Genomic DNA, 14,362 nt, shown 5'->3' on the forward strand with positions numbered 1-14,362 from the left:
CCTGATTCTACTTAGCATTTTCTTAATAACTCATAAATGAAACCCTCATAGAATTTCTTTAATAAATTTTTAACGATGCTCTTCTATCCATTTTACGGCACTAAACGCATCTGGAAGAATGTTTTTCGTATGTACTAAAAGTTCAGCATGTGTGCTATATCCACACAAAACACCAATACCCTCAACACCAGCTTCTTTTGCTGAAATCAAATCCATCGGGGTATCACCAATCATCCACGTATGCATTGCCTCTTTATCCAACACCTGCAAAGCCTTTTGAATTGGCTCAGGATGAGGCTTTGGATGTGTAATAGACTCCCGTCCAATCAGCACTTTAAAATGATGCATCACACCCATATGCTCCAAAAGTTCTTCAGAATAACGTGCTGTTTTTGTCGTCACAACGCCTAGGGTTGCGATGCGAGATGCCCTCTCAATCGCCTCACGTGCCAAAGGAAGTAACGTCGTTTTTTGACGTGAAATCAAACGATAATGCTCCTTATACGCAGCCACATAATCATTTGCTTCAAAAGCGGAGACCCCCAGCATCATAAACATCACATCCAAAGGATGTCCAATGAGTTTTTTAATGGTATCATCCTCTGGTGCTACGTGCCCGAAGGTATCATACGCAACACCAAAACTCTCCAAAATAGCATCGGTCGAATCAATCAGTGTTCCGTCCAAATCAAATAAAATTGTTTTCATCATTGACCTTAATAGAGCTTTTACATGTAAAGCTATATTATAGCTTCAAGACCATTAAAAAGGAAACCACATGCTTAAAAAAAGCCTTATCATGCTCACCCCTCTTTTGCTCTGTGCCGCCAATTGGCAAGATACACTTAATACCGCAGTCAATGCCGCTTCCAGCACGCAAACGACCACAAAGGCAAACACAACCTCTCAAAGTACCGCCACCTCAGGCGTGAAAGAAGCGCTTAGTTTAGGTGCTAAACAAGCTGTTTCTCTTTTAGGAAAAGAGAATGGTTACTTAAACAACAGTGCGGTTAAAATTCCTTTGCCTTCATCCATGCAACCCGTTGCCACAGCAGCTGAAAAATTGGGAGGCAAACGGTATGTCGATGATTTTGTTCAAACGATGAATACCGCAGCAACCAAATCCGTCCCAAAAACAGCCTCCATTTTAAGCGACACTATCACTTCGATGAGTGTTGAAGATGCACAAGCTATTGTCAGTGGTGGCAATACCGCCGCAACGGATTATTTTAAAAATAAAGCAGGCAGTAAACTCTTAAGTGCCATTATGCCCATCATTAAAGAGAGTATTGGTGAGAGTCAAGTAATGAACTCATACCAGAGTCTTAAAAACTTTGCAGGAAAGAGTAGTGCAACCCAAGCTATTGGTAATCATGCGCTTGTCACGCAAGCTTCAGGTCTCGCTAAAGGATTAGGAATGGGCGATGTTGTTCCAAATGAAGATGAGGACATTGAGAGCTACGTTGGGCGAAAAACCCTCGATGGTCTTTTTTATATGATAGCAGAAAAAGAAAAAGCGTTGCGTAGTAATCCACTCGCAAGTGGTAGTTCGATTATTCAACAAGTGTTTGGAAAGTAAAAAGAGGGATTCCATCTAGCCCTAGGCTAGATGGAATGGGTATTATTTTTTAAAGAGTGCGTCTACTCTTCTGTTTTCAGCACGACCTGCTTCTGTATCGTTTGTCGCTACTGGTTTACTCTCGCCGTATGCTTCTGTACTTACTTTAGCTGCGACAACACCTAAACTTGAAAGGGCTTTAGCAACCGCTTTTGCACGTTGATCAGAAAGTTTCATATTGTAAGCATCACTGCCTTTAGAGTCTGTATGACCCTCTAAAACAACACGATAACCTGGATTTTGTTTCATAAAATCTGCCACCTTTTGAATCTGAGGCATAAATTCTGATTTTACGGTTGATTTATCAAAATCAAATGTTACATGTAAACGAATAATTTTCGTACAACCATCAGCGTCAACTACAGTGCCTGCTGGTGTATTTGGGCATTTATCTTTATCATCATACACACCATCCATATCACTATCTTTTGGGGCAATAGGTGCTGCAACAGGCGCTGGTTTTGGCTCAACTTTTGCAACGACAGGTGCTGTTTTTGGACTTAATGGAATGGTAAAACCTAGGCTATAAAATAGGTTGTTATCGCCATGGTCAAATTTAATCGCATGACGTACTTCAGCTTTAAGTGCAAACGTGTCTGTGACCCAATACTTTACACCACCGCCGTATTGTGCAAACATACTGTCATCATTTTTAAATGCTTCATTGGTAATATCTTCATATCCCAAGCCCACCAATGCATACAAAGCTGTTTCTGGTGTCATTTTGTACTCTTTGACAAGGTTGGCATAATAACGGTTAAAATCAGTCTCTTTTGTACTGTGTTTATAATCAACATTGTCACTTCTGTCATACCCTAGCTCAATTTGACTGATAATAGAATCATCTAAATTGATGCCAAATCGTAAACCATAGGTTAATTGACCATCTAAGTTAAGATTGCCCTCTGGTAAAACACCGCCAATAGTTGGTGTCACCTCATAATTATAAGCTACAGGTGCTGCAAAAACCAGCGTTGCCAACGCTGCCAATGAAAATAGCGATTTTTTCATAATTTTTCCTTTGGTAAAATTCGTTTTTAAAAATGCATTGTAACACATTCCCTAACAAAAGGAGATTAAAATTCAGGTTTCATCCACTCGATACTGTTGTGCATAATCCCAATAATGGACGTTGAAACAGGATTGATTTTTTTATTCACAGCGGTAATGGTATTGGGAATAATTAAAAATAAATAAGGATTATCCGCCACAATCAAAGCAAAAATTTCTTGATAGAGTGCATCAAATTTTTCTTGCTGTATGGTTTGTTCTGCCTCTTTAATCAAAGCATCGACTCTTTTATTTTCGTACCCAACAAAATTAAATCCCCCCTTACGCTGGGACTCACTGTGCCAAATGGTGTACGCATCTGATTTTAAGCCCAAAGACCATCCCATTAACACGGCTTCAAACTGACGGGGTAGAATCACTGTATTTAAAAAAGCTTGCCACTCCATAACCTTTAATTTCATCACCACCCCCACATCTTTGAGTTGATGTTGGATAATTTGCGCAGCATAACTCCCACTTCCACTAGCATTGGTTGAGAGCTCAAAAGTAAAAGGATGGTTTTCATCGTATCCTGCCTCTTTTAGAAGGGCTTTTGCTCTATTTATATCTCTTTTAGGTGCTTGCACACTCGCATTAAATGCTCCTGTGCCTGGTAAAAAAGGGCCTGTACACACTTTACCATGCCCAAAAGAGAGAATATTGACCAATTCCTCTCTATCAATTGCTAACGAGAGTGCCTCTCGCACCCTCGCATCTTTAAATTTTTCTGATTTAAGATTAAAGCCAATATACGAATACGTATGCGAAATCTCTTCGTAAATAGCGTAATAGTTACGAAAATCTGCATCAATCTGACGCTCTAGCTGCAAAGGGCTGAGTGTTCCTACATCCAATTTTTTAGATTTTAACATTAAAAATTCACTGGCACGATCAGGTAAATAGTGAAAGATGATGTTATCAAGATACGGTTTATGAATAAAATAATTGGGATTGGCATTCAGGAGAATATTTTTAGAAAGCTCAAATGTTTTCAGGGTATATGCCCCTGTTCCAATAGGATTTTGGTTAAATTTACTGGTCATTAAATCCTTATCGTGGCGTAAGATGTGCTCAGGCAGCACCTCCATCATCCAAATTTCAAGAGCCTTAAAATAGGGATATTTGTATTTCACTTCCACCGTATATTCATCCAACATCTTTACATGTAAAACATGCATAAAACTCGAAGAGTAAGGGGTGAAAATTTTAGGAGAAAGAATAGTCTCATACGTGAAAAGCACATCCTTCGCACTAAAAGGAACACCATCACTCCATGTGACATCCTGTCTGAGTTTAAAAATCAGTGTTGTATCATCCACAAAAAAGTAATCATTCGCAAGTTCAGGCACAACCTTTGCATCTTTATTGTACGCAAGTAAGGCATTAAAAAGCCATCGTGAGACTTCAGAGCTTGTCCCATCCGTTGCAAGCAGAGGATTAAGACGGCTAGGATTTGCCGAGATAGCCAAATGCAAGGTGCTTGCATACACATACGATGTTAAAAAAATAAGGAGTAAAAAGAGTGTTTTCATGAAGGAGATTATAGTCAATTTTGGGGTAAAAAAAAAGCTTCCAGATCGGGCAAATCTGGAAGCTTTATAAAAAGGTTGAGTGATTTACAAAAAGGAGGTAATTGTCTTGGTAGTGAAAGTATAGAGCAGTTGTTTAAACGCTCTATTAACCTTTCGTAAACAAAAAGTTAATAAGACTTTTTTTCTCTTTTTTTATCTAAAACTCTAGGCTTTAAGAGTATACTTTTAACACTCACTCAAAGGTAAATACCATGACATTAACGATTTTAAACGACTACTGCTTGAGTTTTAAAGGGGCCTTAAAAGAGTACCCTTTCGACGATACCACTGCTGTGTATAAAGTGGGCAACAAAATTTTTGCCCTGATTGATGAAGAGCGCAATCCTCCACGCATCAATCTTAAATGCGACCCTTACTACGCCAGAGAATTACGAGAACTGTACGAGAATGTCACAGCAGGCTATCACATGAATAAAAAACATTGGAATACCATTATTTGCGATAGAAACCTTGAGGATGCTTTAATTTTAGGCTGGATTGATGACTCGTATGAACTGGTTTACAAAGGTCTTTCTCAAAAAATGAAAGCGTTCATTTCCAATAGCTAAGCCTCTTTTGCCCTTAAAAAAGCCTCTGCTTCTACGAACTCTTCTTCGCTAAAAACGGTGATTCCTGCTTTTTGTAAAGCTTTACATGTAAACCCAGAATCACGCACATGGGTATGCGAAAATGTCCCATCGTAAATAACATCTTTGCCACACGAAGGGCTTCTGGCTTTTAAAATTGCCATGCATACGCTTTGTTTTTGTGCCACCAACAGTGCCTCACCCGCCCCTTTTAAAAAGGCATCTGTCACATCTTCTCCTTGGGTATTTACCACGCGATTTTCCCCATGCACCACCTCACAAGGATGCCTAGGTGTGCTCAGTCCCCCTAAGACTTCAGGGCATACCAACACCAAACGCCCTTCGTCCTTCCACTGTTCCAAAATCTTTACATGTAAAGCATTATTGCCACCATCGTATTTCACGTTTTCACCCATTAAGCACGCACTGATTAAAATTTTTTCGCTGCTCACTTAAAATCATCCTTTGCATTTTTCACTTGCCAACGCAACTGCTTATACCGTAACCTATTTTTGAGACGTTTGACTTTATCTATATCTTTCATATTAATGCTAATCGAACTCTCTTCTAAATCATCTCCCTCTTTAATCGTAATATTATCCGCTTTATTTAATGCCAACTTTTGAGACCCAAACACACTTCGATGTCCTGTAATTAAAAAAGCAATCACCACACTAAGTGCGGCATAATTTGCCATATGCACACCAAAAAGCTCTACTGCCATAATGATAGAAGCGATAGGAGAGTTTGTCGTACCTGCTAAAACACTCACAAATCCAAGGGCTGCAAAAAGGGCTACATGATCTCCTGTCAAATTGCCAAATACCACCCCACTGGTTGCACCCACATAAAACACAGGGGTAATAATCCCCCCGCTTCCTCCTGAGGCTAAGGTAATAGCCGTAAACAGTGTTTTAAAAATAAAATCATACCAATGTACATTATCGGAAATGAGCGCATTGGGACTCAGTGCATCACGAATAGTGCCTAATCCCAATCCTAAATAGTTTTCAGAAAGAAAATAAGAGATAACCACCATCATCAATCCCGCAACAAACGCTTTTAAATAGCGATTGTAGGGAATGGTTTTAATCCATTTTTCCAAAGTATTGACCGTGGTAATAAAAAGATCAGAAACAATACCAAAAAAAACACCCGCAACCACCACTTGTACAATTAATGTCACATCTAAGCTAAACGCTCTGTAGGCATTGATGTCATAATAATGATACGTTACGCCCAAAAATTGTGCCGTGGTAAATGCCGCAAAACCTGCAATAAACGAAGGCAAAAGCACATCGTACATAATCACCCCAATAATCAACACCTCAATACCAAAAATAGCCCCTGCAATAGGCGTACCAAACACCGAAGCAAACCCTGCACTAATACCACAAATCACCAGTTTTTTACGATCTGATTTTGAAAATTTAAGCAATGTTGCCACAAACGACGCCGCACCTGCCCCCATTTGTGCCCCAGGTCCTTCTTTGCCTACCGAACCGCCTGAAAAAATCGTCAACACTGTAGCCACTAATTTGACAGGAATCACTTTAGCATTAATATACCCATCTTTTTTATGCACCGCCTCAATCACTTTCTCCGTCCCATGCCCCGTAGCATTAGGATCAAATGTTCGTACAATCCATGTGGTAAGCATTAAGGCAAAAGGAAGCGTAAAATAAAAGGGGAAGGGAAGAAGGTCTCGTGCGTGTTCTGCACGGGAGAGAATATTAAGAAAGATGGACATCAGTCCTCCTATCATAATACCAACCACAGAAGAGAGAAGAAGCCATTTTGAAACACTAAAAAAGATGACCGTTTGTTCGACAACATGTTTGTTCATAAAATTTCTTTCAATTTGGGCTACGTTTATTATAGCCCTCTTTGATAAATTGTATATAAACCTTTTAACTCATCCTACCATTGCACCCACGATTTCTTTGGCTCTCTTCTTCGCCGCTTCTACCTCATCAAGCACCAGTGCAACCGCCATTCTGCGCCCCACATGACTGATGGGTTTTCCAAAAACACGCACAAAGGAGTTTTTTGAAAAGGCACTTTCAGGAATTTCAAGTGCGGGCAAATGCGCTTCACTCAAGCTTTTAAACGCCCCACTCGCACCCGCTCCATAAAAGGTAAAATCAAGCGGTAGACCTAAAACGGCTCTTACATGTAAAGCAAATTCGCTCTGAGATTGCGTGATGAGTGTGACCATTCCCGTGTCGTGCGGACGAGGGCTTAGTTCACTAAAGTAAACCTCATCGTCTTTGACAAAAAATTCCACACCAAAAAGTCCTCGCCCACCTAAGCCATCGGTCACTGTTTTGGCCATCACTTGTGCTTTAGCTAACACTTCTGGCTTCATCGGTACGGGTTGCCAACTGAGCACATAATCCCCATTTTCTTGAATATGCCCAATCGGCTCACAAAAGACCGTCTCTTTGCCATTGCGAACGGTGAGCAACGTAATTTCATAATCAAATGGAACAAACTCTTCGACGATAAGTTCGCTCGCATCGCCTCTGGCTTCTTTGGCGATTTCCCACGATTTTTGGATGTCCGCTTCGCTTCTGATAACACTTTGACCGTGTCCAGAAGAGCTCATCACAGGCTTAACCACACACGGAATGCCTAGCTTTTTGGTCGCTTCTTGTAGCTCTTCAAGCGTTTTAACAAACACATAGCCACTGGTTTTAAGCCCCAATTTTTCAGCGGCAAATTCACGAATATTTTTACGGTTCATCGTCTTTTTGACCGCATCCGCATTGGGAATCACGCAAAAACCCTCTTTCTCCGCCTCGATAAGTGCCTCGATGCTCAGCGCTTCAACTTCTGGCAAGATATAGGTAGGTTTTTCACGGCGAATCACTTCTAAAAGTTCTTCTTTGTTTTTCATGTTGATGACATAGCTACGATTAGCCACAAGGTGCGCAGGTGCTTGCGGATACGAATCCACCGCTACGGTTTCAATGCCTAAACGTGTGGCTTCAATGACCACTTCTTTGCCAAGCTCTCCGCTTCCGATGAGCATGATTTTGGTGCTATTGCTTTTAAGGGGAGTTGTAAACTTCATGAAATTCCTCTTTGTGTTAGTTTAAGCAATTTTACACAAAAGTGGTTTAAGAAACGAAAGAAGTCTAAATTTTATCGCTTGTAGTTGGGTATACTGTGTGTCAAAATCTGACGTTACATGTAAAGGTTATTTATGGAATTTCTTCCCCAAATTCTCCTGCTAAGCTCCCTTCTTCTCTTTGGTTATTTCTGGTTCAAACCACGTACGAAGCCCAAACCAAACCCTCAAAAACAAGAAGAAATTCGCCAAATGTACCGACAGCGACTTCACGCCGAGCTTGAACGCATCCAAAATCCAGATGAACGACAAGCGAAAAAAATTGTTCTGCTTAAAGAATTTGCTAAAGAGTTGGAGTTTAACCTCTTTTTTGATAAAAGTGATGTTCAAGCGTTGATGAAAGAGTTGGCGGGGTATTGAATTTCTAAAGGGATTATGGAAGATGTAAAAGCCTTGATAGGCTTTTACATGTAAACGATTAACGTTTAGAGAACTGTGGACTACGACGTGCTTTTTTGCGACCGTATTTTTTACGCTCAACAACACGTGAATCACGTGTTAATAAGCCGTGTGGTTTCAAGATTGCTCTAAAGTCTGCATCTATAGAAGCAAGCGCTTTAGAAATACCATGACGAAGTGCGTCCGCTTGAGCGGAGTAACCACCACCTAATGTACTTGCTACAATGTCAAAGCTTGTCTCTTGTTTGGTAAGAGCAAGAGGTTGACGAACACGTTTTTTAATGGTCTCATGACCACCCAACCACGCTTCAAAATCAATACCATTAACAGTGATTGAGCCTTTACCAGGTGCAACCCATACTTTAGCGATAGCTGTTTTTCTTTTACCAGTTGCGTATACTTTTGCCATATTACTTTCCCTCTACTTTAACTTGCGCTGTATGTGGATGCTCATTACCAGCATAAACTTTTAGCTTTTTGATCATCTCTTTAGCAAGATTTGTTTTAGGTAACATGCCTCTTACCGCAAGTCTGTACAATTTCGCTGGGTTGTTGTTCAAAAGATCACCTAATTTTTCAGTTTTAACACCACCGAAATATCCAGTGTGTCTGTGATACAATTTTGTGTCTAATTTTGTTCCACTAAACTCTACTTTTTCCGCATTGATGATGATAACAAAATCACCACAATCAACGTTTGGAGTAAAGTAAGGTTTATGTTTGCCTCTGAGCAGTGTTGCTACTTCTGTAAGGAGTTTACCAAATCTCTTACCAGCAGCGTCCACTACGATCCAGTCGCGTTTAACTTCGCTAGGCTTTATCGCTTGTGTAGCTTTCATGTGTCATAACCTTTGACGTATTTATTTAACGAAGTGCAAGTGTAGTTAAACTATGCTTACATATAGCTTAAATTAAGTGTTATATAAGTTTTTAATCAACTCGACTTTTTCCTCGCTCAAATAACATATATACCCTTCTACAGGCAAAGAATAAATCTCCATAAGTGCTTCTTGGTAGAGTTTGACTTGTGCATGGTGTTTTGCACTTTGTTTTTTAGAACTTTTATAATCAATAACGATGATTTTATCGGAAAATTCCAATAAAAGATCAATCTGTTTACGTTCTTGTTGATAAATGAGTGGCTGTTCTTTATGGACTCTTGCTCCCTTTAATAAAGATAAAAACTCTTTACATGTCACAAGATTGAGTGCTCGTTTATAAAGACTTTTCAAGGCTGTTTCATCCAACAAAGGTGCAAAGCGATTTTGTAAAGCAAGGTAAGCACGCTCTAATGCTTTTTCATTAAAATCATCAAGCATTTCAAGGAGATAATGTTGAGCTATACCAAAGGTCATTGAGCTCACTTCCCATTCACGTTCTTCCTCTTCTGCCTTATAAATATCTTGTGAACCATAACGCTCAGGCAAAAAGAGGCTCATGGGAGGTACAGCTTGAGGCAGCTCTTTAAATGAAGCATGTAACACACCTCTTTCAAGGGGTGTAAGATTGAGTATTTCAAACGCACTATGCTCTGATTTTGCACACACAAATAAGGAATGTTTGGCTCTAGTAAACGCTACATAAAGAGCATTGAGTCTGTCTTCATCATTTAACAAGTTCTCTTTATCTTTGGCAGTGGCATACAACGTATCTACCGATTCTCTTCCACTCATACTCACATAAAGCCCTTGAAGATTTACCTCATCGTAACTGAACAACAAGGTATCGCTTCGGTTATTATCACGCCCCAATTTATCACACAAAATAACATGTTCAAACTCTAAGCCTTTAGATTTATGAACCGTCAAAATACGTAACCCATCTGTGTCTTCACTCTTAGCTTCAGTGCTTAGAGTCTCTAAATCAAATAAAAAACTCTCAATCTCTTCATACCTGCTAGCGACCTCTAAAAACGCTAAACAATCGCTACTCCCATCAAAAAGTTCGAAACTTCGAATCAGTTTTTCCATCAAAACATAAGGAGATTCATTCACGTTCCAAAGGTTTCGATGAAGAGGGGTATCCCACCTTTTACCCGATAAAACAAAAAATGCCGCCTTGTAAAGTTCATCACCAAAATACAGGTATTTAAGCAAAGAAATTAGTGCTTTAATAGAACGTACCTCAATTAATTTTAGTGTGGCTTCTAGCCTTACATGTAAAAAAGGAAAATGCTCTTGTACTAAGCCTTTAAGCACGTTTGCATCTTTATTTGTGTGCACTAAAAGAGCAATGTCTTTGGGCATAACACCCTCTTTTAACAAACGCTCGATTGCCTCTAAAACGAAAGATTCAATGCGCTCATCCATGCGCACATTAATGTAGCCATCCCTCTGCTCTTTTGCCACCTTTTGAGCAGTATAACCTTTAATCTTGCCTGTAAATATTTCATTCACAAACTGCACCACTTCATACGTACTTCGATAATTTGTATCGAGTGAATTTACGTCTAAATGCAATGTCTCTTTCGCATAGTCAAACAGCTCTTTAGCACCCCCTCGAAAACGATAAATCGACTGCTTCACATCGCCAACGAAAAAGAGTGTTTTAAATGCTTTCACACCCTGTCCTGCTCGTATTTCCTCAATAATAGGTAACAAAATTTGGTACTGCACAATACTTGTGTCTTGAAATTCATCAATCAAAAGATGCTCAATGGAACCATCCAAACGAAAATAGAGAAACGCTCGACTAATCTCTTCTCGTAAAAGCGTGTAAAGCACATTGCTGACATCATCAAATGCTAACTCGCCGTATTCGCGCATGAGTACACTAAGACTCTCATCATAAACGCTAAAAAGTTTTCCAAGCTCTCCTAAAATATACGCTTCTTTGGCATTAACATGCGCACTAAGTGCCTCTTTTAGTTCACCTAAAAGTGCATTAACCTCTTCATTGGCATGTTTTTTATAATCCCAATAGCCAAAATCTTCTTTTTCCAAATATTTTTTAGCCAACAAATCACGCAACGTTTGAGCTTTGAGTGTTGCCATCCCACGCTCAGACAGACCACTGCGTTCAAAATGCTCTCGTATACGTGCCAAAAGCTCTAAACACGGTTGCAAAGAAGGATATTTCGCCTCATGAAACGCACGTATATTCAGTTCTGATTTCTTTTGGTAGAGCATGTTTAATAAGGAGAAAATATCGCTCAATTTTTTATCTTCATAAAGACTAAAAGCAATCAATGCATGATAAAGATTGTGACGTTTGCACTGAGCGATAAAACGCTCCACCAAAACTTCATCCAATGTATTTTGTCCCACTTTAAAATCGGGTTGTAAGCCTACATGTAATGCAAAATGACGTAAAATAAGTGAAAAGAAAGAATCCAATGTAGCTATTTTAATATCTGCTTCTAAAAAATCCTTCAACACACGCTCTTTTTCATAAAGTAACATTTCTTTAGACATGCCTGTTTGAATCGAAATTGCCTCTAACTCATCTTTGTTCTGTAAATGCTTTAAGGTCTCAAAAATACGTATTTTCATCTCTGAGGCAGATTTATTCGTAAAAGTGAGAGCGACAATTTTTTGAGGATTAGCTCCCATAAAAAGTAAAGAGAGATAGCGCACACTTAAAGCAAACGTCTTGCCACTTCCTGCACTGGCTTCTAGCGCTAAGTAAGGTGAAAAATTCATACCAGATCCTCTTTCCCACACAGCAGTGTATAAGGGCACAGCCTGCAATGCTTAATGTCTTCGCACAGTTCATATCCATTTAATGGCGCAGAGAGCTCCTTTAATATATCCCCTAAACGTGCTGTTTTCTCTTCTAAAAACGTTTCAGGTACCAAAATACCCTCTTTAAGGTCATAATAATAAACCCCCGCAACCCGCCCCAACGTAGCTGCGATGAGCGCATAAAATACCAATTGAAAATCCACCGTAGCCTCTAAAGTTTTTTCAGTACTGGTAGGAATTTTTCCGCTTTTATAATCAATCACAAAAAGATTTCCCTCTTTTTCATCCATCCTATCTATTTGTCCCTCGAGTACGAATCCCTCATACGAAATAGCGTGTATAAACTCTTTTTTAAACACACGAAATCTCTCATCAAATCGTTGAATCTCATTGCGAATAAAAGGACGCAATTTTTCCAACCACACGTCCACAAAATAGCCCCATACTTCGTGAGTATTTTGTTCTTTTAATAGCCTTTCAATGGTACTAAAAAGTTTTTTTTCATCCAAAAGCGCTTCATGGCAAATAGCTTCTTCTAAAACTTTATGCAAAGAGACACCAATACTTTGCTCATTAATAACATGGCTGGGCATTTTTGCCTCTTTCAATTTTGCGATGTAACGAAAGTAAAATTGACGTTTACAGCTCAACAATATTTTGAGTTTTGTAGCAGAGAGCGGATGGGCTTTTAAGTCATACGGGGCATCAATAAAGGCTTCAAAATAAGGTATTTTTGATGCCTTTGGTTCAAATAAAAGCGTATAGAGAGCTTTTTCATCCGCCATTTTAGTGCTCTGAAAGCCTAATGTATCTAGGAAACGTGAGGGCATTGAGGTTTCATTCTTTACATAAGAAATCGCTATCATTTTTGCTTTGGAAAAAAGCTGATGATAATAATATCTTTGCAAATTCTCTCGATCTTTTTTAGTAGGAAGCCCTGCATGAAAACGAACATGTGAAGAGAGAAAAAGGTCTTTGGAAGAGCGTTTTGGCACATATTCATCATTAAAATCAACAACGATAACACCCTTGTAAGCCACTCCACGAGTTTCCAAAACGCCCATAACCGTCACTTTTCCCCCTTTTACATCGTCTTCACTCAAGACGCTCAAACGGTTTAAAAAAAGTTTACAGATTTGCTCAAAACGTAACATAGGTGCATGATTTAGAAAATGCTCAAACGCAAAAAATGCCTCTTTAAAAAGTGCTTTTTCTGTTTCTTGTTCACTCAGCAAGCGTTCATAAAACGCCATTGCTTCTTGAGCTTTGAGTTTTTGATACCACATTTCTTTACATGTAAAACGTATCTGCTCATCAATCCCCAAACGATCCAACCTAAGATAATCTTCAATCGCATCGTTTCGCATGGCTTTTTCAAGTGCACCAAGTTTTTGAAAAAACGAACTTTGTTTAACGCTGATTCCCATCGCAAAATTGAGATTTTTCCAACTATCAAAACGAGAAAGGCTTTGTGCAAAATGCTCATCAGGTAAAACCACCACTATTTCATTGGGCAAAAGTCCTTCGTGTACAAAGCGTGCAATGGAGTTTTGCACATACGCTATTTGTGGTAACCTAGAGCTAAAGCCATAACTTTCAATATTTTGATCCAAAGGAATTTGTGGGCTTACATGTAAAATAGTTTTGGTTGAAAAATTAATTTCATAGCTTTTATTGAACTCTAATGCTATGCCATAGTCATGAAAATGATCTTTCATTTTTTGGTTGTAAGGTGTTATGCATACCCTTACATGTAAAGGAATAAGCTTTGCTATTTGGCATAAAATCGCCCATTCAAATTGGCTTAAAAACCCTTCTAAATGAATACGTACAGCTCCCAGTGAGCGAACATAGTCCTCATTAATGGTGTACAATTCAGGTAAGGTAATGCGGTCATACAAAGCGTGTTTAGACAGGAGTGCTTGGTATTGTTTTAAAAGCATTTGCAATATTTCTAAATGCTCTGCGTAATGCTCATAGGTATCCACACCCCTAAGTGTTTGTAAGCTTACACGTTCATGAGCGAGCTCTTCAAAAAAACGAAAAAGGTATGAGGAGTTCTTTAAAAAGGTAAAAAATTCACGATCAATATGTAGAAGTTCAAAACGAGTAAAGCGTGAAGCTTCTTGCATTAAAAGGACACGCATATCCTCATCAACCAAAGAGTGATGAGGCACAAGGATAGCTTTTTGTTCTAATTCAGCCATAGTCATGGCTTTTGGAAGCAATGTATTGCTTTGTATAAATGTCTCATAAAATACACGTATCGCACGACTCGTTGCAAAAACTTCTACCATAAACACCGCCTCCTAATCATTAGG

13 protein-coding genes are annotated in these 14,362 nt (G+C 39.2%); 3 read left to right on the top strand and 10 right to left on the bottom strand.

What is annotated here, in order from left to right:
• Window positions 1–69: 69 nt before the first annotated feature.
• The gene (locus SULBA_RS09955) at window positions 70–708 is read right to left on the bottom strand and encodes an HAD family hydrolase (protein ID WP_014770167.1); all 639 of its coding nucleotides are present in this window, start codon (window positions 706–708) and stop codon (window positions 70–72) included.
• Between the two features lie 70 nt (window positions 709–778).
• Here SULBA_RS09955 and SULBA_RS09960 point away from each other — a divergent pair, with 70 nt between their 5' ends.
• On the top strand, window positions 779–1,579 hold the full coding sequence (locus tag SULBA_RS09960) for a DUF4197 domain-containing protein (RefSeq protein ID WP_014770168.1): 801 nt from the start codon (window positions 779–781) through the stop codon (window positions 1,577–1,579).
• A gap of 42 nt (window positions 1,580–1,621) precedes the next feature.
• Here SULBA_RS09960 and SULBA_RS09965 read toward each other — a convergent pair whose 3' ends face one another.
• Window positions 1,622–2,629: an OmpA family protein gene (locus tag SULBA_RS09965; RefSeq protein WP_014770169.1), complete on the bottom strand. Its 1,008-nt coding sequence runs from the start codon at window positions 2,627–2,629 to the stop codon at window positions 1,622–1,624.
• Between the two features lie 65 nt (window positions 2,630–2,694).
• Entirely contained in the window at window positions 2,695–4,200 is a 1,506-nt protein-coding gene (locus tag SULBA_RS09970; protein ID WP_014770170.1) for a peptide-binding protein, read from the bottom strand.
• A gap of 251 nt (window positions 4,201–4,451) precedes the next feature.
• Here SULBA_RS09970 and SULBA_RS09975 point away from each other — a divergent pair, with 251 nt between their 5' ends.
• Window positions 4,452–4,808: an MmcQ/YjbR family DNA-binding protein gene (locus tag SULBA_RS09975; protein ID WP_014770171.1), complete on the top strand. Its 357-nt coding sequence runs from the start codon at window positions 4,452–4,454 to the stop codon at window positions 4,806–4,808.
• On the opposite strand, the gene SULBA_RS09980 is transcribed toward SULBA_RS09975, so the two are convergent.
• The 3 genes from SULBA_RS09980 to purT form a co-directional block, all read right to left on the bottom strand.
• On the bottom strand, window positions 4,805–5,278 hold the full coding sequence (locus SULBA_RS09980; protein WP_014770172.1) for a 2-thiouracil desulfurase family protein: 474 nt from the start codon (window positions 5,276–5,278) through the stop codon (window positions 4,805–4,807). The two genes, SULBA_RS09975 and SULBA_RS09980, sit on opposite strands and share 4 nt — an antisense overlap.
• Complete coding sequence (locus tag SULBA_RS09985; RefSeq protein WP_014770173.1) at window positions 5,275–6,672, bottom strand: chloride channel protein; 1,398 nt, start codon at window positions 6,670–6,672, stop codon at window positions 5,275–5,277. The genes SULBA_RS09980 and SULBA_RS09985 overlap by 4 nt, the downstream gene beginning before the upstream one ends.
• 69 nt (window positions 6,673–6,741) lie before the next feature.
• The gene (gene purT, locus SULBA_RS09990; RefSeq protein ID WP_014770174.1) at window positions 6,742–7,902 is read right to left on the bottom strand and encodes a formate-dependent phosphoribosylglycinamide formyltransferase; all 1,161 of its coding nucleotides are present in this window, start codon (window positions 7,900–7,902) and stop codon (window positions 6,742–6,744) included.
• 132 nt (window positions 7,903–8,034) lie between these two features.
• Here purT and SULBA_RS09995 point away from each other — a divergent pair, with 132 nt between their 5' ends.
• Window positions 8,035–8,319 (top strand): hypothetical protein, encoded by a 285-nt coding sequence (locus SULBA_RS09995; RefSeq protein ID WP_014770175.1) that lies wholly within the window; start codon window positions 8,035–8,037, stop codon window positions 8,317–8,319.
• Between the two features lie 58 nt (window positions 8,320–8,377).
• Here the strand turns inward: SULBA_RS09995 and rpsI are convergent, their stop codons facing one another.
• The 4 genes from rpsI to SULBA_RS10015 all read right to left on the bottom strand — a co-directional run bounded on the left by rpsI (window position 8,378) and on the right by SULBA_RS10015 (window position 14,338).
• Window positions 8,378–8,767, bottom strand: coding sequence for a 30S ribosomal protein S9 (gene rpsI / locus SULBA_RS10000; protein WP_014770176.1), 390 nt, complete (start codon window positions 8,765–8,767; stop codon window positions 8,378–8,380).
• 1 nt (window position 8,768) lies between these two features.
• Complete coding sequence (gene rplM / locus SULBA_RS10005) at window positions 8,769–9,197, bottom strand: 50S ribosomal protein L13 (protein ID WP_014770177.1); 429 nt, start codon at window positions 9,195–9,197, stop codon at window positions 8,769–8,771.
• A 72-nt stretch (window positions 9,198–9,269) separates the two neighbouring features.
• The gene (locus SULBA_RS10010) at window positions 9,270–11,999 is read right to left on the bottom strand and encodes a RecB-like helicase (RefSeq protein WP_014770178.1); all 2,730 of its coding nucleotides are present in this window, start codon (window positions 11,997–11,999) and stop codon (window positions 9,270–9,272) included.
• On the bottom strand, window positions 11,996–14,338 hold the full coding sequence (locus SULBA_RS10015) for a PD-(D/E)XK nuclease family protein (RefSeq protein ID WP_014770179.1): 2,343 nt from the start codon (window positions 14,336–14,338) through the stop codon (window positions 11,996–11,998). Before SULBA_RS10015 ends, SULBA_RS10010 begins: the two co-directional genes overlap by 4 nt.
• Between the last annotated feature and the right edge of the window lie 24 nt (window positions 14,339–14,362).

The sequence above is a fragment of the Sulfurospirillum barnesii SES-3 genome, from assembly GCF_000265295.1.
Classification (GTDB): Bacteria; Campylobacterota; Campylobacteria; order Campylobacterales; family Sulfurospirillaceae; genus Sulfurospirillum; species Sulfurospirillum barnesii.